Source organism: Micromonospora sp. LOL_013 (assembly GCF_048060315.1).
GTDB lineage: Bacteria > Actinomycetota > Actinomycetes > Mycobacteriales > Micromonosporaceae > Micromonospora_E.
The window spans coordinates 101,760-123,454 of record NZ_JBHMIQ010000007.1 but is presented as its reverse complement, the minus strand read 5'-3'; the positions used below and the strand labels follow the sequence as shown (position 1 = coordinate 123,454).

Here is a 21,695-nt window from a genome sequence, read left to right as displayed (position 1 = left end):
ACCTGATGGGAGTAGGCCACGCCGGGCATGTCGAGTGAGCTGCCCCGATCCGTCCACTGAGCGGGTCGGGTGGCGGACGGTGATCGAGCGTCGGCGATCACGGATGGTCGGTCGGCGGTTGATCGTCATCCTAGAGCAAACCGGCCGGTTCGGCGACAATCCACGCCGAACCGGCCTTATCGCCCGATATGCCTCAGAGTCGCTCGATCACAAAGTCGACGCAGGCGGTCAACGCCTCGACGTCGGCCGGGTCGATCGCGGGGAACAGCGCCATCCGTAGCTGGTTGCGGCCGAGCTTGCGGTACGGCTCGGTGTCCATGATGCCGTTGGCCCGAAGTACCTTGGCGATCTGGGCGGCGTCCACTCCGTCGACGAAGTCGATGGTCGCCACCACGTTCGACCGCAGTGCCGGATCGGTGACGAACGGGGTGGCCACTGCGGACCGCTGAGCCCAGCCGTAGATCGCCGCCGCGCTCTCCGCCGTCCGCTTCGCCGCCCAGGCCAGCCCACCCTGGGCGTTCATCCAGTCGGTCTGCTCGGCGGCGAGGAAGATCGTCGCCAGTGCCGGGGTGTTGTAGGTCTGCTCCAACCGCGAGTTGTCGATCGCGGTAACCAGGTCCAGGAACGCCGGGATGTACCGACCGGACGCCTTTACCTGGGCGGCCCGGTCCAGGGCAGCCGGCGACATCAGGGCCAGCCAGATGCCGCCGTCCGAACCGAAGCACTTCTGTGGGGCGAAGTAGTAGACGTCGGTCTCGGTCGGGTCGACCTCCAGGCCGCCGGCGCCGGACGTGGCGTCGACCAGCATCAGCGCACCGTCGTCGGCCCCGGCGACCCGCCGGATCGGCACCGCGACCCCGGTGGAGGTCTCGTTGTGCGGCGTCGCGTAGACGTCGACGCCCGCCTCGGCGACTAGGGTCGGGGCGCCGCCCGGCTCGGCCTTGTGCACCGTCGGCTCGCCGAGGAACGGCGCATCGCGTACCGCCTTGGCGAACTTGGCCCCGAACTCACCGAAGCTGGCGAACTGCGCCCGGTCGCGGACCAGACCGAACGTGGCGACCTCCCAGAACGCCGTGGTACCGCCGTTGCCGAGAACCACCTCGTAGCCATCGGGCAGCGCGAAGAACTCGGCGATGCCGCGCCGCAGCCGGGCCACCTCGTCGCGGACGGTGCGCTGCCGGTGGGAGGTGCCCAGGTAGCTGGTGGCGACCTCGGACAGCGCCTCGACGGCTGCCGGGCGGACCTTCGACGGGCCGCAGCCGAATCTGCCGTCGGCGGGCTTGATCTCGTCTGGGATGCGGATGGTCGCAACGTCAGCCACGGTGGTCAGCAGTCCTTCCAGAGGCGCTACGGGTCGACCAATCCTTGCACCCGACCGGCTGGCCCCGGGGTGTGGTCCCACGTCTGTGACTGAGGCGTGCCCCACATCCCCCCGGGCCGGTGCCGGTGGGATCCGTACCGGATCAGGACCGATGCCGGATCAAACGTCGTGCGGGACCGCGTCCCAGCCGGCGACCTGCTGCGGCTTGCGCGGCTGCGGGCCGACGTACCGGGCGGACGGGCGGACCAGCCGCTTGAGCCGCTTCTGCTCCAGGATGTGGGCGCTCCAGCCGCCCATCCGGGCGCAGGTGAACATCGAGGTGAACATGTGCGCCGGCACCTCGGCGAAGTCGAGCACCACCGCCGACCAGAACTCGACGTTGGTCGCCAGCACCCGGTCCGGCTTGCGGTTGTGCAACTCCTCCAGAGCGGCCTTCTCCAGCGCCTCGGCAACCTCGTAGCGGGGCGCGCCAAGCTCCTTGGCGGTGCGGCGCAGCACCCGGGCGCGCGGGTCCTCGGCCCGGTACACCCGGTGACCGAACCCCATCAGCCGTTCGCCGCGGTCGAGCACGCCCTTGACGTACGACTCGGCGTCGCCGCTGCGCTCGACGCCCTCGATCATGTGCAGCACCCGGGACGGGGCACCACCGTGCAGCGGTCCGGAGAGCGCGCCGATGCCCGACGAGATGCAGGCGGCGGCGTCGGCTCCGGTGGAGGCGACCACCCGGGCGGTGAAGGTGGAGGCGTTCATGCCGTGTTCGGCGGCGGAGATGAAGTACGCGTCGACCGCCTTGACGTGCCGCGGGTCGGGCTCGCCACGCCACCGGCGCATGAACCGCTCGACGATGGTCTGCGCCTTGTCGATCTCCTTCTGCGGCACGGCCGGCAGACCGAGCCCCCGGGCCGACTGGGCGACGAACGACAACGCGGTGACCGACACCCGGGCCAGGTCCGCGCGGGCCTGCTCGTCGGAGATGTCGAGCAGCTGGGACAGCCCCCAGTACGGGGCGAGCATGGCGACCGCCGACTGCACGTCCACCCGGATGTCGCCGGAGTGCACCGGCACCGGGAACGGCTCGGCGGGCGGCAGACCCGGCCCGAACCGGCCGTCGACCAGCAGTGCCCAGACGTTGCCGAAGGAGACCTGTCCGATCAGATCCTCGATGTCGACGCCGCGGTACCGTAGGGCACCGCCCTCCTTGTCAGGCTCGGCGATTTCGGTCTCGAATGCGATCACACCTTCGAGACCCGGTTTGAAGTCGGACATATGGCTCTCCTGGTGGGGATTTGGCGGTGCTGCCCGAGCGCCCGGTAGAACTGCTGCAGGCTGCCCTGAACGGCTTTCACTGACGTCCGTGTGCTGCGGTGACTGGTCGTTCGTACCCGGTGGGTGACCGGTTGTTCGTGCCTGGTGGGTACCCAGCGTAAGTTCGGTGCCAGGGGTAGCCCTAGTTCAGGAGAGCGACGTGACGGGAGACACACCACGACCGAGTCTGCCGCGTCGTGACTATCGCGGTGCCCCGGAACTGCGTCGCCGCGGCCTCGCCGTCGACTGGCACACCCAGTTCGCCCGGTGGTTCGCCGACGCGGTGGCGGCCGGGTTGCCGGAGCCGAATGCGATGGTGCTGGCCACGGCCGACGTCGATGGGCGACCGAGTACCCGGACGGTGCTGATGAAAGGGTACGACGAGACGGGGATCGTCTTCTTCACCAACTACCGGTCCCGCAAGGGCACCGAGGCCACCGACAATCCCTCGGTCAGCCTGCTCTTTCCATGGTTCGCGATGTCCCGGCAGGTGGAGGTACGTGGGGTGGTGGCACCGATCCCCCGGGCGCAGACCGAGGCGTACTTCGCCACCCGGCCGCGCGGCTCCCAGCTCGGCGCCTGGGCCAGCCCGCAGTCGCGGGTGGTGCCGGACCGCGCGGCGGTCGACGCCGGTCTGGCCGCCGCCCGGCGGCGGTTCCCGGAGCCGACCGCGGTGCCACCGCCGCCGCACTGGGGCGGCCTGCGGGTGACGCCGTGGACCGTCGAGTTCTGGCAGGGTCGGGCCGACCGGCTGCACGACCGGTTGCGGTACCGCCGGGATGCCGGCGGTGGCTGGTCGATCGAGCGGATCGCACCGTAGCGCAACCTTTAATTTACTCTTAGCTATTGTGGATCATTGGCCGGCGGGTGACCCGCGAGCTGGATCGAACCGTTATCGTCGCCGCATGGACAACGTCGATGCACGTCCGGGCCCGCCGTCCGGAGCGCAGTGGACGATCGCGGCGGACGGGCACGAGGCCGTCGTGGTCGAGGTAGGTGGCGGGCTGCGGGCGTACCGCGCCGGTGGGGTCGACTACGTCGACGGGTACGCCGAGGACGAGCTCTGTGTCGGCGGTGCCGGCCAGGTCCTGGCTCCGTGGCCGAACCGGATCCGCGACGGCCGCTACACCTTCGCCGAGATCACCCGGCAGCTGCACCTGTCCGAGCCGGACCGGCACACCGCGCTGCACGGGCTGGTCTGCTGGCTGCCCTGGCAACTGATCAGCAAGACAGCCGACGAAGTGGTGGTCGGCTGTACCCTCTTCCCGCACCCAGGCTACCCGTGGTCGCTGGTGCTGCGTACCCGCTGGGCGGTCGGCGCCGACGGACTGCGGGTGACCCATCAGGTGACCAACGCCAGCGCCGAGCCGGCACCGTTCGGGCTCGGGGTCCATCCGTACCTGCGGCTGCCGGACACCGTCGTTGACGACCTGACCCTGCACCTGCCGGCCCGCAGCCGGCTGCTGGTGGACGGCCGGCTGCTGCCGATCGGTGCGGCGAAGGTGGCCGGTGGCGAGTACGACTTCACCAAGCCGCGGCGGATCGGTCCGGTGGTGCTGGACACCGCGTTCGGCGATCTTGACCGGGATTCGTCGGGCGGCTCCGCGGTCCGGTTGTCCAACCAGGATGGATCGGACGGCGTGACGCTCTGGGCCGACGCCGCCTTTGGCTGGTGGCAGCTGTTCAGCGGGGACACCCTCGCGGAGCCGCGCTACCGGCGGTCGGTGGCGGTCGAGCCGATGACCTGCCCGCCGGACGCGTTCCGGTCCGGGCGGGACCTGATCGTCCTGGCGCCGGCCGAGACCTGGCAGGCGAGCTGGGGCATCCGGCCGGGGCAGGAGCCGGCGGGACCGGGACCGGAGGGCCGGTGATGGAGTTCCGCGACGCGGTACGTAGGCGGCGGATGGTCCGCAACTACGATCCGGACCGCCCGGTACCGCCCGAGATCGTCGACCGGTTGCTGGAGCACGCCATCCACGCGCCGTCGGCCGGGTTCTCCCAGGGCTGGGGATTCCTGGTGCTGGACCGGCCGGACGACCGGGCGGCGTTCTGGGCGGCGACCACCCCGGTGGCGGCGGACCCGGACACCGAGCGGCGCAGCCGCTGGCTGGCCGGCATGACCCAGGCGCCACTGATCATCGTCCCGCACGCCAACCGGTCGGCGTACCTGGACCGGTACGCCCAGCCGGACAAGGGTTGGACCGACCGCGACGAGGCGCGCTGGCCGGTGCCGTACTGGCACATCGACACCGGGTTCGCGGCGCTGCTGATGCTGCTGACCGCCGTGGACGAAGGGCTGGGAGCCTGCTTCTTCGGCATCCCGCCGGAGCGCACGCCGAATTTCCGGGAGGCGTTCGGCGTGCCGGACGAGTTCGTCCCGATCGGTGCGATCACTGTCGGCTACCGGGCACCCGACTCGCGTTCCCCGTCGCTGCGTCGCGGTCGCCGTCCGGTCGACGAGGTGGTTCACCGTGGCCGGTGGAACGGTTGACCGGGGCCGGTTGCGGGCGGTGACGCTGCGGTACGGGCCGCAGGATCGCTCCGACTGGTCGCGGCAGGTCGCTACCCTGGCAGACGCGCTGGCGTACGGTGGCGTCCGGCCGGCGGGTGGCGGTTCGGCAGACAGACGGTCCGGTAGGCGACATGGGAGGAGCGCGCCGTCGTGATCTTCAAAGCGGTGCGGGACGGTCGTCCTTACCCTGAGCACGGTCTGACCTTGAAGCAGTGGGCGGAGATTCCGCCCCGCCCGCTGCGGCTCGATCAACTGATCACCACCAAGCGGGAGCTGGCGCTGGACAAGCTGCTCGCCGAGGACTCGACGTTCTACGGCGACCTCTTCCCGCACGTGGTGCAGTGGGACGGCGGTCTCTACCTGGAGGACGGCCTGCACCGTGCCCTGCGGGCCGCGCTTCAGCAGCGCAACCAGATCCACGCCCGGGTGTACCTGCTCATCCAGCAGCGGGCCGCCGGCTGACCTGCCGGCCCGGCCCGATTCGTCCGCCGGGCGCGATGATCCGCCGGTCGGCTCCGGATGCGGTTGTCGTACCGGGGCCGTACGGTGAATCCAGACGTCCCGGCGGTGGGCCGGCGTCTGGTGAGGACGGTGATGTGGATGTCCCGTAGCGGCGATGTCAACACTCCTACTCAGGAGTTTCCGGAGTATCCCGAGGGTTCGCCGGAGCCGGCCAGGCCGGTCGAGCCGGCTACGCCGCCGGCGGAGTCCGGCGGACGTCGGCGCGGGCTGCTCGGGCTCGCCGCCATCGTCGGCCTGGTCGTGGTGCTGCTGCTGTCCTCCCAGGCCGCCGGGTTGCTACCGAACTGGCGCAACCCCTTCGCCCAACAGGAGACCGATCGCACCCAGCCGCCGGTGCTGCAGTCGATCCAGGATCTCAGCCGGTTCGTCGCGGCGGAGGGCAACTATCAGGTCGTCGTCGACCTTGAGCAGGACCGACGGTACGTGCCCGATTTCCTGCTCAACGAACGAACCCTGTTCGTCGGGGTCGGAACGGTCGAGGCATACGTCGATTTCGGGCAAATTGGCGAGGAAGCCATATCTACCTCTGAGGATGGTCTTTCTGCGCAGATCGAGTTGCCGGCCCCACAGTTGACCGACGCGGATCTCGATCTCGACAACAGTTATGTCTTCGCCGAGGAGCGTGGCCTGCTCAACCGTCTCGGTGAGGTGTTCGGCGGTGACCCGAACCGGCGGCAGCAGGTCTACCAGTTGGCCGAGGACCGAATCACGGCCGCCGCCCGGGAGAGCGGGATCGCCGGGCGGGCCGAGGAGAACACCCGCAAGATGCTGACGGGGCTGCTGCGCTCTCTGGGATACGAGGAAAGCTCAGTCACCTTTGTGGCGCCATAGCTATTTCTGTAGGCTGAAACCGCCCGTGAAGGGTGGTGATCCGCCGGACCGAATCATCCTTCGGCCCAGCGTTTTCTGTCCGGGGGTGGGCACTCGTTCCGCGTGGGTCGCGCTAGAGTGCAGTCGAGGGCCGGATCCGCAGAAGCAGCGGGCCAGAAAATGAAATTGACTCATGACTGGTACGGCGGCCTGGCTGTGGTCAGTCTCTAATTCGGGGGTGCACCCGTGGCGCGTTCGGTGCGCAACGACGAGGTCGAGGTCACTGTCCTTCTGCCGTGTCTGAATGAGGCGGAGACGCTGGAGGTGTGCATCCGCAAGGCCCGCCGGTCCCTCGACGAGCTCGGGGTCCGGGGCGAGGTCCTGGTCAGCGACAACGGCTCCACCGACGGCTCACAGGAAATCGCCGTACGCGCCGGTGCCCGGGTGTCGCACGCCCCCATGCGCGGCTACGGCGGAGCACTGATCAACGGCGTCGAGCAGGCCCGCGGTCGGTACGTCATCATGGCTGACGCCGACGACTCGTACGACCTTTCCGACCTTGGACCTTTCATTCATGAACTGCGGCGCGGTCGGGACGTGGTGATGGGGAACCGGTTCCGTGGCGGTATAGCCGACGGTGCGATGCCGTTTCTGCACCGCCATCTCGGCAACCCGGTGCTCTCCTGGCTGGGTCGTCGGTTGTTCAACCTGAATGTGGGTGATTTTCACTGCGGGATCCGTGGGTTCAACCGGGACCGGGTCCGGCAGTTGCAACTGTGCATGCCGGGCATGGAATTCGCCTCCGAACTGGTCGTCCGGGCCGCGCTCAACGGCTACGACATCACCGAGGTGCCGACCACCCTGCGCCCCGACGGCCGGAGCCGGCCACCCCACCTGCGGACCTGGCGGGACGGCTGGCGTCACCTGCGGTTCCTACTGGTATTCGCCCCCCGGAAGATGCTGATCTGGCCCGGTGCGGTGCTGTTCACGGTCGGCCTGATCGGCACCGTAACGTTGGCCGTCGGCCCGTTGGTCGTCGGCGGGATCGGTTTCGACGTCAGCACCCTCGTCTACACCTGTCTCGCCATGCTCGCCGGCGCACAGTTGTTGCTCTTCGGGGCGTTCGCGCTGATCTACGGCAGATACGAGGGCATCACCGACCTGCGACAGTCCGACCGGTGGAGCCGGTACGTCAGACTGGAGACCTGCACGGCCGGCGGGTTCGCGTTGATCCTGCTGGGTCTGGCCGGCACCATCCTGGCGGTCGCCACCTGGGGTGCGACCGGCTTCGGCGCCCAGGACGCGAGTGAGACCATGCGGGTAGTGCTGCCCTCCTCGACCGCGATCGGCCTAGGCGCGACACTGATCTTCGCCGGGCTCTTCTCCAGCCTGCTCAGCCTGCGGCGGGTCTCCGTCGCCGTGGCCGATCAGCAGATATCGGAGCCCGGCCCGCTGGTCGCCAGCACCCACTGACCGAGACGGCCCGCCGATGCGCGACATAGCCGGCGCGCGTCACGACAACGAACGGTTCCGCGGAGCACCATGACTGTCGAGACATCCCCGGCCGGCGCTGGCGAGCCGTCCGGCCGGGAGGTCGGTTTGCCCGGCCGGGGGTCAGGCTCGCAAAGCCGGACGGCATCGGGCCGGATCCCGGTGCAGGACAATCCGGACGGATCTCGTAGACCGGAGTCAGCGCCAGGGCCGGGGCGGCCCCGGGCCAGCCGGTTGCCGGCACTGGCCGGCCGGCCGGGGCTGCTCGCCGTACTGACCTGGCTGGTGGCCACACCGGTGGCGGTCGTGCTGCCGTCGGTGGCGCGCGCCGACCCCTTCACGGTGGCCGGTCGGGCGCTGCCGGTCGCCAGTGGCCTGCTCCTGGTCTGCCTCGGCGGACTGGCCGCTGCCGCCGTCCAGCGATGGCAGCCCACCGCGATGCCGGCGCTGGCCGGGGTCAGCGCCGGCCTGGCCTCGGCCTGGCTGGCGCTGATCCTGCGGGCCGCGCTGTACGGCACCCCGTTCGGCTTCGGTGGCCTGTCCGGGGACATGCTGCGGATGACCGCCACCGCCACCCGGTACACGGTCACCGTGGCCAGCGCGGACACCACGGTGCCCGGGCTGCCGTCGGAGTACCCGCCGCTGTACGCCTGGTTGGTCGGCCGGGCGGCGGTGCTGCTCGACCAGCCGGCCTGGCGGTTGCTCGGCGCCGCCGAGGTGCTGTTCGTCTCGGCGTCGGTGCTGGTCGGTTTCCTGCTGTGGCGCCGCCAGGTGGGTCCCTGGGCGGCGCTGGCGATCTCCTGCGTGGGGGTGCTGGCCTGGTCCGACCCGCGGAAGGCGTACGAGGTCCTCGCCTTGATGGTCTTCATCCCGTGGGTGCTGGAGACCTTCACCCGTCCGCCTCGCAGCCGGCTGCACTGGCTGGCCTGCGGGCTGCTCGGGGGTCTGCTGGTGGTGCTCTACCAGGCCTGGCTGGTCTACGGGGCGCTCGGCCTCGCGGTGATCGTCGGGTTGGCCTGGCGGGCCGAGCCGGACCGGTGGGCGTACCTGCGGCGGCTGCTGCTGGTCGCCGCGGTCGCCGCCGTCTCGTCGGCGTGGTACGTGCTGCCGTACCTGTGGGCGTTGACCACCGGCGGCGGCGGACAGCTGGTTTCCGACCTGTTCGTGTCGCCGTACTACCTCGACAATCTGCTGCCGTTTCTGGAGCGGGGCGACCTGCCGCTGCGTGGCCTGCAGCTGGCCGGCCTGGTGGGCTCGGTGTGGCTGATCCGGTCGACCTGGTGGGCCCGGCCGCTGCTGCTGATCGCCGCCGGTGCGTTCGCCTACCGGCTGCTGTCGCTGGTGCGGTTCGTGCTGACCGGGCACACCGCCTTCGCGCATTACACGGCCCGGCTGTACGGCGTCGTACTGGCTGTCGCCGGGGTGCTGACCCTGGTGCACGCGGTGCCGCTGCTGCTGCGCCGGCTGCGGATCAGTCCGCCGGTCGGGCTGGCCGGCGTGCCGCTGGCGGTGCTGCTGGCCTGGGCGGTGCCGGTCTACTCCACGAACTGGATGCCGGGCACCGACGGTTCCGGTTCGGGGTACGCGGCGGCGGCGCACGCCGAGCCGCTGCCCGGCGGCGGCTATCCCCGGTACGCGCCCGACACCGGCCGCGCTGACTGGTTCCCGGTCGAGCCGGTTCGTCGAGCGGTTGAGCAGGTCATCGGGCCGGACCCGGACCGGGTCACCCTCAGCGTCGACGAACGGCTTTTCTCGTACCTGCCGTGGCCCGGCTACCTGAGCAACGACCGGACCGCGGCGGGCACCCTGTCCCGGTGGGACGAACGCCGGGCCGAGCTGCGCGATCTGGCCGACCAGGAGGACCCGGCGGCGTTCGCCGCCGAGTCTGCGGCGACCGCGTTCGGGCCGATCGACATCTTCGTCCTGACCCGCGACGGCGACGAGCTGGTCTGGCGGGACCTGCAATTCCATCGCGACCAGTTCGACCCGCGCTACTGGGTGGTCCGCGACGACCTGCCGGGACAGGTCGTGGTCTCGATCCGTCGGTGACGGGTCGTCAGCGGTCCCTGATGGCGGGCGCTAGCCGGGGACGGGGCGGTCAGTACGACGTAGCGAGGTTGCGGTCCTCGTTTGGCATCACGATCCACAGCGCCAGGTAAATGATCACCTGGGTGCCGGGCAGCAGCAGGGAGAGCAGGAAGATCAACCGCACCATTCCCGCTGAGATGCCGAACCGTTGGCCGAGCCCGGCGCAGACGCCGGCAATCATCCTTCCGTTGCGGGGACGTACCAGTTTGCGGCTCATCGGACGCTCCTTCGGGTGTCGTTTGCTGGCCGGTCTGCCACGTTCCACGGTAGGTACGCCGGGAGGCGGCGACCTCGGTCCACGGACCGATTCGCGGCGTGGCCCCCGTACGGCGCTACCCTGACTGATTCAAGATCATTCAGGGAGCCATGCCGAGGTGGCGTCATCTCACGGACGTGCGAGCTACCCGCTTTGTTCACCGACTGCTAATCTTGCCGGCGTTGCCCACGCCGACGGTGCCCCTACTCGCGTCGGTGCGCTCGGGCGACGCCACCCCTCTGAGCGCCTCGCGCGCTCGTCTAGACGGAAGCGCGCGAATGTGACACTGGCGATCCTCATTTCGGCGGACCGGGCTTCTGCTACCCCGGCCAGCGTTGATTCCGGAGAGTTGCGTACGGTAAGTGGATCGTCGCTCAATGGGCATCTCCGGGAGCAGCTCGTGGCTGCCGGCGCCGACGAGGTGTGGCCGACGGAAGCAGCCGGCGTCGCCGACCTTGTTGAGCAGGCCATTGGACCGGTCCTGCTGTGCGCCACCGACGTGGTCGCCCACACCGAGGCGATTCGACTGCTCGCCGTGGCGCCGGCCGAGACGACCCGGGCGATGCTGCTGCCCGCTGTGGACGGCTCCGGCGGTGGTCGGGTCGCCGCAGCCAGCGCGCTGCGTGGTCGTATCGTCGCCGTCACCCCCGATCCGGCCACCACCGACCGGCTTCCGCTCTTCGGCGGCGTACTGCGGGTCGGCGTCGGTGACCTGCCCGCGTTGGCCACGGCGGCCCGGGCCGCCGCCACCCGGCGACTGCCTCCGGGTACCCACCCGCTGGACGCGATCCTCGCCGAGTTCGTTGCCGGCGGCGCCGCCGTCGGGGCGTACCCGCTGCGTCACCTGGTGGCCCGGCGGGTCGCCGATCAGGTCGAGCTGTCCAACGCCGAGGCCCGGATCCGTGCTGTCGACCCCGATCAAGCCCGACTGCGCCTCGCGGTCAAGGAACAGGACGACCTGTTCGCCACCTATTTCGTGAGCAGCTGGTCACCAAGGGTTGTGAAGCTTGCGGCGTGGATCGGGTTGAGCCCGACCGGGGTCACCGCCATCTCGGTCGCGTTCGCCGCCGCCGCCGCGCTGTTGTTCGCCGTCGGTGACCGGCCGCTGCTGCTGCTCGGTGCGGTTCTGCTCTATCTCGGCTTCGTGCTCGACTGCGTCGACGGCCAACTGGCCCGCTACACCGGCCGGTTCAGCGCGTTCGGCGGTTGGCTGGACACCATCGCCGACCGGGGCAAGGAGTACCTGGTCTACGCGGGGCTCGGCGTCGGTGTACACCAGGCGGGACTGGCCGGTGGGTGGGCGGCCGACGGATGGGTGCTGGCCACCGCAGCGATCGTGTTGCAGACCGTCCGGCACATGACCGACGCCTGGTACGGGGCGCTGCACGACGAAGCCGCCCACCGGACGCCGAGCCGACCGGCCACCGGCGCGTCGGCGGGCGGGGTCGGCGGTCGGCTCAGCCAGGTCTCCGATCGCGTGCTCGCCGGGCCGCGCTCGCCGATCTACTGGGCGAAACGGACCATCGTCTTTCCGATCGGCGAGCGGTGGGCACTGATCGCCGTCACCGTGGTGCTGTTCGGCCCGCTGGTCAGCCTGTGGGCCGTACTCGGCTGGGGGATGCTCGCGGCCATCTGGACGGCGGGCCTGCGGACCCTGCGGGCCCGGTCGATGCGGGTCCCGGTACTGGCGGCGGTGGACACCGCGAATCACCGTGACGACGGTTTCCTGGCCGGTCGGATCGCCAATCTGCGGACCGGCCGGTCCCCCGCCGGGCAGTTGCCCCTCGCGGTGGCCGCCGCCGGGACAGCCGCGATCCTGTTGGCCCTGACCACGACCGGTGTGCTGTCCGGTGCCGGCGCTGTCCTCGTCGGCGCGGCGGCCCTGCTGGCGGCCGGCTCGGCCAGCGCGGCCCGGCCGGCCACCGGCGCGCTCGACTGGCTGGTGCCGGCGGCGCTGCGGGCGGCCGAACTTCTCTTCGTCGTCGCGGCCGGCGTGGTCGCCGGCGTACCGGCCGCGGTCACCTACGGACTGCTGCTGATCCTCGCCCTGCACCACTACGATTTGACCGCCCGGCTGGAGAAACGGCTCGACGGACCACCGCTGCGCCGGTGGAGCCTCGGCTGGGACGGCCGAGTACTGCTGCTCGCCGTCGCCGCTGCCGGACCGGCGCTGGTCGCCGCCGGGCTGCCCACGACGGTCACCCCGGTCGCGGTGACCACCGGTGTGGTTGCCGCGTTCGCCGGCTACCTGATGCTGCACTTCCTCGTGACCGCGGTCGTCGACCACCGACCGTCGGCACCGGGTCGAGCAGCGGACCACCGCCCGCCGGGCGCCGTCGCCCGGGTCCCGGCACCCCGCCGGCCGCCGGCCATGCCGGCCGGTCCGGCTCCCTCCCTCCGCCCCGCCGGCCGCTCCGCCGGCACGATCGCAGGTGATGACCGATGACGTTGATCAGTATCGTTGTGCCGGTGTACAAGGTGCAGGGCTACCTGCGGGAGTGCCTTGACTCCATCCTCGGGCAGTCGTTCACCGACGTCGAGGTGATCGCGGTCGACGACTGCTCGCCGGACACCTCCGGGCAGATCCTCGCCGAGTACGCCGCCCGCGACCCCCGGCTGACCGTACTGTCGCTGCCGGCCAACGTCGGTTTGGGCAAGGCCCGAAACGCCGGCCTGGACGCGGCGACCGGCGAGTACGTCTGGTTCCTGGACAGCGACGACTGGCTGACCGACGGTGCGCTGCGGGCGGTCGCCAACCGGCTCCGCGACACCACGCCCGACGTGCTGATCGTCGACCACGTGCGGGTCTTCTGGAACAACTACCAGGCGGGTAGCGCGCTGCGCCAGGCGTTCCCGACCTCGCCCGGTGCCGAGGTGTTCAACGTACGGACCCGGCCAGAGACGCTCAAGGTCCTGCACACCGCCTGGAACAAGGTCACCCGTCGGGAATTCCTGGTCGATCTCGGGCTGCGGTTCGAGGCGGGCTGGTACGAGGACGTGTCGTTCACCTTCCCGCTGCTGGTCGCGGCCGAGCGGGTCACCATACTCGACCGGGCGTGCGTCAACTACCGGCAGCGCCGCACCGGGGCGATCACCCGGACCCGCAGCGCCCGGCACTTCGAGATGTTCGACCACTGGGGCAACACCTTCGACTGGTTGGATGCCCGCGGCCCGCAGGCCGACCCGGTCCGGCCCGAGCTGTTCGGTCTGATGATCTCCCACTATCTGATGGTGCTGGGACACGGCGGTCGGCTGCCCCGCGAGCTGCACCGGGAGTTCTTCGCCCGGGCCCACGCCGACTACCAGCGGCGGCTGCCGGCCGGCGGTTACCCCGAGCCGGACGGCGTGGAAGGGCTGAAGCGGCGGCTGCTGGCCGCCAACCGGTGGCGTACCTTCGCCGCGTTGCGGGCCGGCCAGCAGGTCCGCAAGAAGCTGCCCTCGGTCAGCCGACGGTTCGGCCGGCCGGTCAAACGGCGGCTGATCAACCTGGCCCGGGCCGGCCGGCGGGTGTTGCTGCGTGGCTACTACCGGCTGCAGCTGCGGCTGCCGATGGACCAGTCGCTGGCGCTGTACGCGGCGTACTGGTATCGGGGCTACAGCTGCAACCCGGCGGCGATCCACGCCAAGGCGGCGCAGATCGCCCCGCAGATCAAGAGCGTCTGGGTGGTCCGTCGGGACCGGGCCTCGAGCATGCCGCCCGGGGTGCCGTACGTCATCGCCGGCACCTGGCGCTACTACCGGGCCCTTGCCCGGTCGAAGTGGCTGATCAACAACGTGAACTTTCCCGACTACGTGCGCAAGCGGTCCGGTTCGGTGCACGTGCAGACCCACCACGGCACGCCGGTCAAGGTGATGGGCCTGGACCAGCAGCGGCACCCGATCGGTGCCACCTCGATGAACTTCTCCCTGCTGCTGCGCCGGGTGGACCGGTGGGACTACAGCGTCAGCGCCAACCACTTCTCCACCCAGATGTGGGAGCGCGCCTACCCGGCCGGCTTCGAGTCGCTCGACACCGGCTATCCGCGCAACGACCGGCTGGCACTGGCCACCGACGCGGAGGTGGCCGCGGCCCGGGAGGCGCTCGGCATCGCTCCCGGTGAGCGGGTGGTGCTCTACCTGCCGACCCACCGCGAACACCAGCCCGGCTGGCGGCCCGACTTCGACGCCGACGCGTTCGCCGAGGTCCTCGGCCCGGACGCCTGGTTGCTGATCCGCAGCCACTACTTCCACGACCGGCAGCGGACCGGCCAGGCACCCAACGCGCCGGCCAGCGGTCGGGTCCGGGACGTGTCGGCGCACCCGGTGGTCGAGGACCTGTACCTCGCCGCCGACGTGCTGATCACGGACTACTCGTCGGCGATGTTCGACTACGCGATCCTGGACCGCCCGATTGTGATCTACGCGCCGGACGCCGCGGCGTACGCGATGACGCGGGGCGTCTACTTCGACATCACCGCGGAACCCCCGGGAGCGGTCGCCACCACCTTCGGGCACCTGCTGGACGTGTTCCGTACCGGGGCGGTCGACGACGACGCCGCGGCCAAGGCCCGGACCCAGTTCCGGGGGCGGTTCTGCCACCTCGACGACGGGCACGCCGCCGAGCGGGTGGTCCGCCGCGCGCTGCTCGGCGAACCGGCACCGCCGGCGGCCAGCTGATGCCGGGTGGGGGCGGGCGACCGGCGGTGCCGGTTAACTGTCGGTGCGGCGGGAGGTCAGCCGCCGCTGCCCGGTCCGTGCCGTCTGCCATGCCCGGCGGAGCAGGTTCCGGCTCTGCCGGGCACCCATCTCGGACAGCCACTGCGGGCTGCGGGCCAGGGTGCCGGTGGTTCCGTCGGTGACGACAAGCGTCGGCCCGGCGGCGCCCGGCGTCAGCCAGAGCACCCGGGTGCCGACCCGGGTCGGTCGGGTGCCGAGGGTGCCTCGGCCGCCGCGCTCCGGCCCCGGCGGTACGGCGTACTCGCGGCCGCTGTCCCGGACGACCAGCCGGACCGGGTACCGGCCGGAGGCCAGTTCGCCGACAGTCAGCCGGCAGGACCAGCGCAGGTCGTTGCCCTTGCGGTACTCGACGGTGACCGGTTGGCGGAGCAGCCCGTCCCCGATCTCCAGCAGCAGGTCGGAGCGGACCTGACCGGGTTCGCCGTCGATGCCGGCACAGCGCACCGTGCCCTGAACGGTGACCGTCGGACCGGTACCCGGCCCGCTGCCGCGCAGGCCCTGCACACTGACCGTCACCTCAGAGACCCGCAGCAGGTCGCGGTAGGTGTCGAAGTCGGGGTGCCCGAGGTACGGCTGGCCGGCGTGCACCCGCAGCGGTCGGCTGGAACGCGGCCGGCGTACTGTCGCGGCGTCCTGCTCGTAGATCGCGACGGCGCGCAACCCGGCCCCGGCGTTGCCGACGAACTCGCTGGCCACATCGATCGGGAGGTCCTTGAAGAGGCTGTGCATCCGGGCGGTGAACTCGGCGAGCTGATCGTCGTCGCAGCCGGCCGCCGCCCGCCACGCGTAGTGCAGCTGCATGTAGGCGATCCACCGGTACACCGCTTCGCGGTCGTCGGAGCGCAGGTCACGCACCTCGTCGGCGAGCCGCTCGATGATGGTCAGATGCTGCATGATCCGGGCCGGCTGGCTGCGGGAATCCATCAGCGAGGAATTGTCCCCCCGCTGCCGGTAGAGGTAGCTCAGCCGGGGAGTGAGGATCGTCCGGGGCGACCTGGCCAGCAACGGAATGGTGAACAGCACGTCCTCGAACGCGGTGCCCTCGGTGAACTTGACGCCGACCGCGTCGACCAGATCCCGGCGGAAGATCTTGTTGCAGGCCGACGGGTTGCCGACCAGGTCCGGGGCGTGCGCGATGTGCTCGACGACCCGTTCACCGATGAGCAGTTCACGACGCCAGGCGGGGTTCGGCCGGGGCGGCAGCCCTTGCATGTCGCCGACGGCGATCGCCGCCTCGTGGTGGTCGGCGAGCCCGGTCAGGTGACTGAGCGCGCCGTCCGGGTAGATGTCGTCCGAGTCGAGAAATGCCAGGTAGCGGCCGGTGGCGAGGCGCACGCCATGATTGCGGGCCGCGCCGAGCCCGGCGTTGTCCTGCCGGACGTAGCGCACCGCGGTGGCCTGACCGGCGTACCGCTGGGCGATCTCGGCTGATCCGTCAGTCGAGCCGTCGTCGACCACGACGACCTCGATCAGGTCCCGACCAGGCTGGCGTTCGATGGATCCGAGCGCTTCCGCGAGCCATTTCTCTGTGTTGTAGACCGGCACGACGATGCTGACCGTCGGGGATGGCACCGCGTTCACCTCACGTCACGACTGGGTAATCTGGATCGGTGACCCTGATTCGTAGAGTACGTCGCGTGCTGCGCCCGGCACGGCGGATGGTTGGTCGGCTACAGCGCATGGCCGGCCGGCCAGCGGCGCAACTCTACAGCCCGAACGTTACCGCGAGCGACGTTCGTCTTCTCGTCGGCGTCGCCGAGCGCAAGGGTGATCGTCAGGGCGTAACGGCGGCCCTGCTCCGGCTGGTGCAGCGCGGGGCGGCGAACGAGACCGAGCAGCGGCGGGTCCGGTCCGTCGGCGTCGGCGCTCCGGCCCCGGTCGCCGACCCGCCGCCCGCGGGTCGACCGGGCGGCGACGCCGTCCGGCTCACCCTGCACCGACCCGATCCGGCAGCCCCGATCGAGGCCACCGTCACCGGCCGAGCCGCACCGCTTTCGTACTGGCGTCCTGCCTGGGCAGGGCTGCCGTCCGACCTGCGAGACCAGCTCACCGCCAGTGTCCTCACCCGACTCGCCGCGACCGGCGGCGTCACCGAGGTGCGCGCCGACGACCCGGCCAGCACATCCGTCGCCCGAGCGGTCGCCGCCGGCACCGGCGCACGATACGGTGGGCAGCCGTGATCGTTCCCTGGCGCCGTGGCACCTCGGCCGGACACCTGCTTGACGACGCGCTGAGCGCGCTGGCCGCCGCCGACTGGTCCGACACCGACCGCCCCCCGGTCGCCTGGCTGCACTGGCCGGTCGACACGGCCAATCCGTACCAATCGTTGCTGTACAGCCGGTTCTCCCAGCACAACCTGACGCCGATGCGGGTCCGCCGGCTCGACCAGCTGGACAAGCTGCTGCCCGCACTGCCCGACGGCATCGGCCGGGTGCTGCATGTGCACTGGCTCTACGACGTCACCTCCGGTTGCACCACCACCGGCCAGGCCGAAGCTGCGGTCGATGCCTTCGCCAAGCGGCTGGACACCCTGCGCGACCAGGGCGTACGGCTGGTCTGGACGGTGCACAACCTGCTTCCGCACGAGACCGTGCACCGGGCGACCGAAACCCGGCTGCGCCAGGTGATGCTCGCCGCCGCCGACGTGGTGCACCTGATGCACGACAGCCACCTCGACATCCTGCGGGACACTTTCGGAGCCGAGCCCCGACGCGTGGTGTTCGCCCCGCACCCCACCTTCGCCGGCGCCTATCCGGACTGGGTGGACCGGCCCGCCGCCCGCAGCCATCTCGGCATTCCGCTCGGCGCCCGGGTGCTGGTTACCTTCGGGCAGGTCCGGCCGTACAAGGGGCACGGCGACTTCCTTGACGCGCTCGACGTCGCGGTCCGGCACGACCCGCGGCTGCGCTGGCTGGTCGCCGGCAAGGTACGCGAGGAGGCCGGCGGCCCCGAGTTCATGCGCCGGGCCGCCGAGCACCCGGCGGTGATCTTCCATCCCGGCTTCGCGCCCGACACCGACGTGCAGTACTTCCTGCGGGCGGCCGACGCCGCCGTCTACCCGTACCGGTCGTCGCTGAACTCCGGCGCGCTGGCGCTGACCGCCGGATTCGGCCTGCCGGCGTACGTGTCGACCGGCACTACCGTCGGTGGTCTGCTGCCGGACGCCGCGCTGCGCCGGTTCGACCTGTCCGACCCGGACAAGACCGCCGAGACGATCACCGAGTCCGGTGGGGCCTGGGACCGTGCCGAGCCGGTCCGCGCGGCGGTCCGTGACCACGTCGAAGCCCTGTCTCCGGCGAAGGTCAGCGCCCGGTTCGCGGCCGAGTTGCGGCGGCACCTCGACCCGCTGGCGTGACAGGGCGCCCAGTGACCGGCGACCCTGCCGACTGGTCGCGCCGCCGGACTCAGCCGGCGCTGTACGCGTACCGGGCGGCCCGTTCGGCCAACCACAGCCACCGGCGCTGCACCGCCCCGCTGGTAGCGGCGACCATGCCGAGCGCGTCGGTGCGCACCCGGTCCAGCGCGACGGCGTCAGCCGCCGGGGCGTCGAGCAGCCCGGCGCCGTCGCGAAACGCCTCCGCCTCGGCCTCGCCACCGAAGCGGGGAGCGACCTCGTCGCGCCAGAAGTCCGCCCAGTCCAGCTCCGGGTTCCAGCTGAACCGGGCGTACGCCAGATAGCCGATCTCGTTCGTCGGGTGGTAGGCACCCGCCTCGCCGAAGATGGTCAGCCCCCGCATGCCGGCCACGCCGACCCGGGCCGCCATGTCGGCGTACAGCTGCGGCACCCAGGAGTGCCGCTGCCGGTTCCACTGCGATCCGGCGTGGGTACGCAGCACGTTCGTCGAGTGCGGTAGCGCTTCGACGTGCGCGGCGGTCAGCCGGTCCCGGTTGTCGTACCAGAATCCCCGGTTGACGCAGTACTGGTAGGCCACGTCGTCGGGCAGGTCGGCCAGCGGACGCTGTGCCGGCAGGTCGAAGATGTTGTCCCAGTAGACCTCGACCAGGTGCCGCAGCGGCACCCCGGCGGGCCCGGTACGCCGGGCCGTGTCCAGCAGCGTCGGGTAGACCGACCGCATCGCCTCGTACGACCAGGAGGTGCGTTCACCGCCGGTGCGCCGGGTGCACCGAGCGCAGGCGCAACTGCCGTAGTCGCCGGTCTCGAAGTTGATCCCGCCCACCGGGATCGTCTCCAGCAGCCAGTCGACGGCGTCGCGATTCCAGGCCAGATTGTCCGGCTGCGACGGGCAGGCGGCCATCATGTACTCGCTGGCCGGGAAGTGCAGATCGCCGAACTCATCGATGTCAAAGCCAACCTTCTTCGGCAGCTCGGCGGCCAGCTCGGGGCGTTGCCGCAGCCAGGTCGCCAGGTTGTAGCGGTGCCGGCCGTCGAAGTAGATGCCGCCGTAGGCGTTGACCCCGATCCCGGCGATGATCCGCACGCCCCGCTCGTTGGCGTACCCGCACAGGTCGCGGGCCGCGTCGACACCGCCGTGCGCGTCGCGCAGCAGCCCGTACACGACGATCCCGCCGATCCGTTCCCGGCTGCAGAAGTCGACCAGTCGCCGGTAGTCGGCGCCGAACGCGTCGGCTGACTTGGCGTACGGGTTGAGCGCGCCGATCTCCTGTAGGCCGAGCTGGCGCAGATCCCAGTTGGTCGAGTGGTCCCAGGTCCACAGGGTGCGCAGTGCCAGCCCGGGTGCCTGCTCCCGTACCCCCACCGGGACCTGGCGTTCGGTGGCCAGCTCGGTCAGCTCCCGGGCGGCGTAGATCAGGCCGGCGAACGGGTCGCCGGTCAGCCGGACTCCACCGTCACCGGTCGCGTCCGCACCCGGCCCGCCACCGGCCGGAACTTCGATCCGGTAGGTGCCCTCCGGCAGCGCCGGGTCGGCGTCGAGGTGCACCGGCACCCCGTCGGTGGAGCTGCCGAAGGTCTCGGCGAGCAGCCGGGCGGCGTACGGCGCGGATTCGGCACCGCGTACCTGGACTCCGGCGATCCGGCGTAACTGCGACATGTCTACCTCCCGAGGGATTGCGGTGTGGCGGCCAGGTACTCGGCCACCTCGATGGCCGTCCACACCCCGTGCCGCCAGTACGGATCGGCCTCGCACACCGCGCGGGCGGCGTCAGCGTCGGCGGCCCGCACGATGAGCACCGACGCGCTCAGATCGGCGTACGCGCCGGCGACCAGCGCGGTGCCGTCGGCGAGCAGGGTGGCGACCCGGTCCAGGTGGGCGGATCGGTGCGGCCCGCGCCGCTGCGCCGCGTCGGCGGCGTACCTGACGGTGACCAGGTAGGTCGGCTCGAATCTCACGCGTCACCGCCGATCGCTTCGAACAGCCGCTGCATCGCCACCCGGTAGACCGTCTGCGGGCGACCGGCTCCGGTGCTGACGTGCACTCCGACCTCGTCGGCGTAGCCGGCGGCGCGCAGCGAGTTGAGCAGCCGGCGTGCCGAGCGGGCCTCCACCCCGTACGCATCGGCCAGGCTGCGGGCGGTGACCTCGTTGGGGTCCAGCTGATGCAGCGCCTCCAGCAGGCGTCGGGTGGACAGCGGGCCGAGTTTGAGCTGCTCGGAGACGCGCAGGATGCCGGGCGCGGTCTCCCGCAGGCGCTGCTTGACCGGGCTCACCCGGGTGGAGTGGATCTCCCCGTCAGGGAAGACGACGTGGGTGTCGCCGCTGCCCCGGCTCAACGCGAGGGCCTTGCGGGCGTTGTCCTCGGCGGCGGCGATCGTCGTGCCGGCACCGAAGCCGACGGTGTGGCCGCCGTCGACGCCGCGCAGGGTGAGCAGGGAGGCGTGGCCGGCCCGGTGACGGGCGAGGGCGCTGTCCACGGTGCCCCGGGTGGTGGTGATCACCATCGTCCGGTCGTCGATCATGCTGAGCCGCCCGCGCATCCGTTCGGCGTGTTCCAGCAGCGCCTCGCGCAGCCGCAGCCGCTGCCGTTCCACCTCGTACGGGTCGTGCCGGCGGCTGGCCGGCTCGGCGAACTCGATCATCATCACGGCGATCTGGGTGGCCCGGGACTGCCGGATCTCGGCGGCCAGCCAGGCGCGGCGCAGCGCGTCGCGCACCGACGCGCGGGTGTGCTCGACCCGCCAGACCGGCACGCCCGCCTCGCGCAGGTCGCGGTGCACCGCACCGAGGCAGGTCAGGCAGGCTTCGACGGCACCGGTGGCGTACCGGTCGCGGTGGTAGGCGGTGACGTCGTCGAGGGTGGCGTAGAGCAGTCCGGTCGAGTCGGCGATCGGCAGGATCTCGGTCGGTGCGGGCACCTCGATGTCGTGGTACGTCTCCCGTACCACCCCGGCCTCGATGGTGTCGACGCTGACCGTCGGCAGCTGCCCGCCGGTCGCCAGCAGCATCCGGGACAGGGTGCGGTAAAGGTCGATGCCGCCATGGCGGATGTAGTCGACCTCGGCGCGCAGGTCACCGGCGGCGGTGGCGAGCGCGTGCGGGATCCGGCCGGTGAACAGCAGTACCTGGCAGAGCTCGTCGAGCTCGCGGGCCAGTTCCGGGGCCTGCTCCGGCCGGGCGTACGCGCGGCTGGTGAGTTCGCCGGCCCGCCCTTCGCCGGCGGCGACCTCCTGGACCAGCCGGATGGAGTCCTCCGGCCCGATGATGCCGATCATGTGTTGCTTGCCTCCACGTCGTCGCCGGCTTGCGGGCGGGCTGC

The 21,695-nt window shown here is 71.2% G+C and carries 18 protein-coding genes; 11 read left to right on the top strand and 7 right to left on the bottom strand.

From position 1 onward, the window contains the following. Nucleotides 1-193: 193 nt before the first annotated feature. Nucleotides 194-1,321: a phosphoserine transaminase gene (gene serC / locus ACFHWS_RS07085; RefSeq protein ID WP_416551136.1), complete on the bottom strand. Its 1,128-nt coding sequence runs from the start codon at nt 1,319-1,321 to the stop codon at nt 194-196. Between the two features lie 159 nt (nt 1,322-1,480). Continuing rightward, nucleotides 1,481-2,587, bottom strand: coding sequence for a citrate synthase 2 (locus tag ACFHWS_RS07080; protein WP_123606312.1), 1,107 nt, complete (start codon nt 2,585-2,587; stop codon nt 1,481-1,483). 199 nt (nt 2,588-2,786) lie between these two features. On the opposite strand from ACFHWS_RS07080, the gene pdxH reads away from it, so the two are divergent. The 7 genes from pdxH (at nt 2,787) to ACFHWS_RS07045 (ending at nt 10,010) form a co-directional block, all read left to right on the top strand. Next, nucleotides 2,787-3,446 (top strand): pyridoxamine 5'-phosphate oxidase, encoded by a 660-nt coding sequence (gene pdxH, locus ACFHWS_RS07075; RefSeq protein WP_416551137.1) that lies wholly within the window; start codon nt 2,787-2,789, stop codon nt 3,444-3,446. Nucleotides 3,447-3,531: 85 nt separating this feature from the next. Next, a complete protein-coding gene (locus ACFHWS_RS07070; RefSeq protein ID WP_416551138.1) occupies nt 3,532-4,497 on the top strand; it encodes an aldose 1-epimerase family protein in 966 nt (321 codons plus the stop codon). Then, the gene (locus ACFHWS_RS07065; RefSeq protein WP_416551396.1) at nt 4,497-5,117 is read left to right on the top strand and encodes a nitroreductase family protein; all 621 of its coding nucleotides are present in this window, start codon (nt 4,497-4,499) and stop codon (nt 5,115-5,117) included. Before ACFHWS_RS07070 ends, ACFHWS_RS07065 begins: the two co-directional genes overlap by 1 nt. A 171-nt stretch (nt 5,118-5,288) precedes the next feature. Further along, a complete protein-coding gene (locus tag ACFHWS_RS07060; protein ID WP_416551139.1) occupies nt 5,289-5,600 on the top strand; it encodes a type II toxin-antitoxin system VapB family antitoxin in 312 nt (103 codons plus the stop codon). Between the two features lie 138 nt (nt 5,601-5,738). Further along, complete coding sequence (locus ACFHWS_RS07055; protein ID WP_416567848.1) at nt 5,739-6,491, top strand: DUF4230 domain-containing protein; 753 nt, start codon at nt 5,739-5,741, stop codon at nt 6,489-6,491. A gap of 225 nt (nt 6,492-6,716) precedes the next feature. After that, the gene (locus ACFHWS_RS07050) at nt 6,717-7,943 is read left to right on the top strand and encodes a glycosyltransferase family 2 protein (protein WP_416551141.1); all 1,227 of its coding nucleotides are present in this window, start codon (nt 6,717-6,719) and stop codon (nt 7,941-7,943) included. Nucleotides 7,944-8,123: 180 nt separating this feature from the next. Further along, a complete protein-coding gene (locus ACFHWS_RS07045) occupies nt 8,124-10,010 on the top strand; it encodes an arabinofuranosyltransferase (RefSeq protein WP_416551142.1) in 1,887 nt (628 codons plus the stop codon). A gap of 49 nt (nt 10,011-10,059) precedes the next feature. On the opposite strand, the gene ACFHWS_RS07040 is transcribed toward ACFHWS_RS07045, so the two are convergent. Next, nucleotides 10,060-10,266, bottom strand: a complete 207-nt coding sequence (locus ACFHWS_RS07040) for a PspC domain-containing protein (RefSeq protein ID WP_123607371.1) — start codon at nt 10,264-10,266, stop codon at nt 10,060-10,062. 439 nt (nt 10,267-10,705) lie between these two features. On the opposite strand from ACFHWS_RS07040, the gene ACFHWS_RS07035 reads away from it, so the two are divergent. Beyond that, entirely contained in the window at nt 10,706-12,751 is a 2,046-nt protein-coding gene (locus ACFHWS_RS07035) for a DUF5941 domain-containing protein (RefSeq protein ID WP_416551143.1), read from the top strand. Beyond that, complete coding sequence (locus ACFHWS_RS07030; RefSeq protein WP_416551144.1) at nt 12,748-14,961, top strand: bifunctional glycosyltransferase/CDP-glycerol:glycerophosphate glycerophosphotransferase; 2,214 nt, start codon at nt 12,748-12,750, stop codon at nt 14,959-14,961. The genes ACFHWS_RS07035 and ACFHWS_RS07030 overlap by 4 nt, the downstream gene beginning before the upstream one ends. A 33-nt stretch (nt 14,962-14,994) precedes the next feature. Here the strand turns inward: ACFHWS_RS07030 and ACFHWS_RS07025 are convergent, their stop codons facing one another. Continuing rightward, complete coding sequence (locus ACFHWS_RS07025; RefSeq protein ID WP_416567847.1) at nt 14,995-16,593, bottom strand: glycosyltransferase family 2 protein; 1,599 nt, start codon at nt 16,591-16,593, stop codon at nt 14,995-14,997. A 65-nt stretch (nt 16,594-16,658) separates the two neighbouring features. Between ACFHWS_RS07025 and ACFHWS_RS07020 the strand changes: the two genes are divergently transcribed. Both ACFHWS_RS07020 and ACFHWS_RS07015 read left to right on the top strand, forming a co-directional pair. Next, a complete protein-coding gene (locus ACFHWS_RS07020) occupies nt 16,659-17,201 on the top strand; it encodes a hypothetical protein (protein WP_416567846.1) in 543 nt (180 codons plus the stop codon). After that, nucleotides 17,198-18,376, top strand: a complete 1,179-nt coding sequence (locus ACFHWS_RS07015; RefSeq protein ID WP_416551147.1) for a glycosyltransferase — start codon at nt 17,198-17,200, stop codon at nt 18,374-18,376. The genes ACFHWS_RS07020 and ACFHWS_RS07015 overlap by 4 nt, the downstream gene beginning before the upstream one ends. Nucleotides 18,377-18,425: 49 nt before the next feature. Here ACFHWS_RS07015 and ACFHWS_RS07010 read toward each other — a convergent pair whose 3' ends face one another. The 3 genes from ACFHWS_RS07010 to ACFHWS_RS07000 are packed head-to-tail and all read right to left on the bottom strand — an operon-like array spanning nt 18,426 to nt 21,651. Further along, the gene (locus ACFHWS_RS07010; protein WP_416567845.1) at nt 18,426-20,033 is read right to left on the bottom strand and encodes a hypothetical protein; all 1,608 of its coding nucleotides are present in this window, start codon (nt 20,031-20,033) and stop codon (nt 18,426-18,428) included. 2 nt (nt 20,034-20,035) lie between these two features. Beyond that, nucleotides 20,036-20,332, bottom strand: a complete 297-nt coding sequence (locus tag ACFHWS_RS07005; protein ID WP_416551149.1) for a YciI family protein — start codon at nt 20,330-20,332, stop codon at nt 20,036-20,038. Beyond that, nucleotides 20,329-21,651, bottom strand: a complete 1,323-nt coding sequence (locus ACFHWS_RS07000) for a hypothetical protein (RefSeq protein WP_416551150.1) — start codon at nt 21,649-21,651, stop codon at nt 20,329-20,331. Before ACFHWS_RS07000 ends, ACFHWS_RS07005 begins: the two co-directional genes overlap by 4 nt. Nucleotides 21,652-21,695 lie beyond the last annotated feature (44 nt).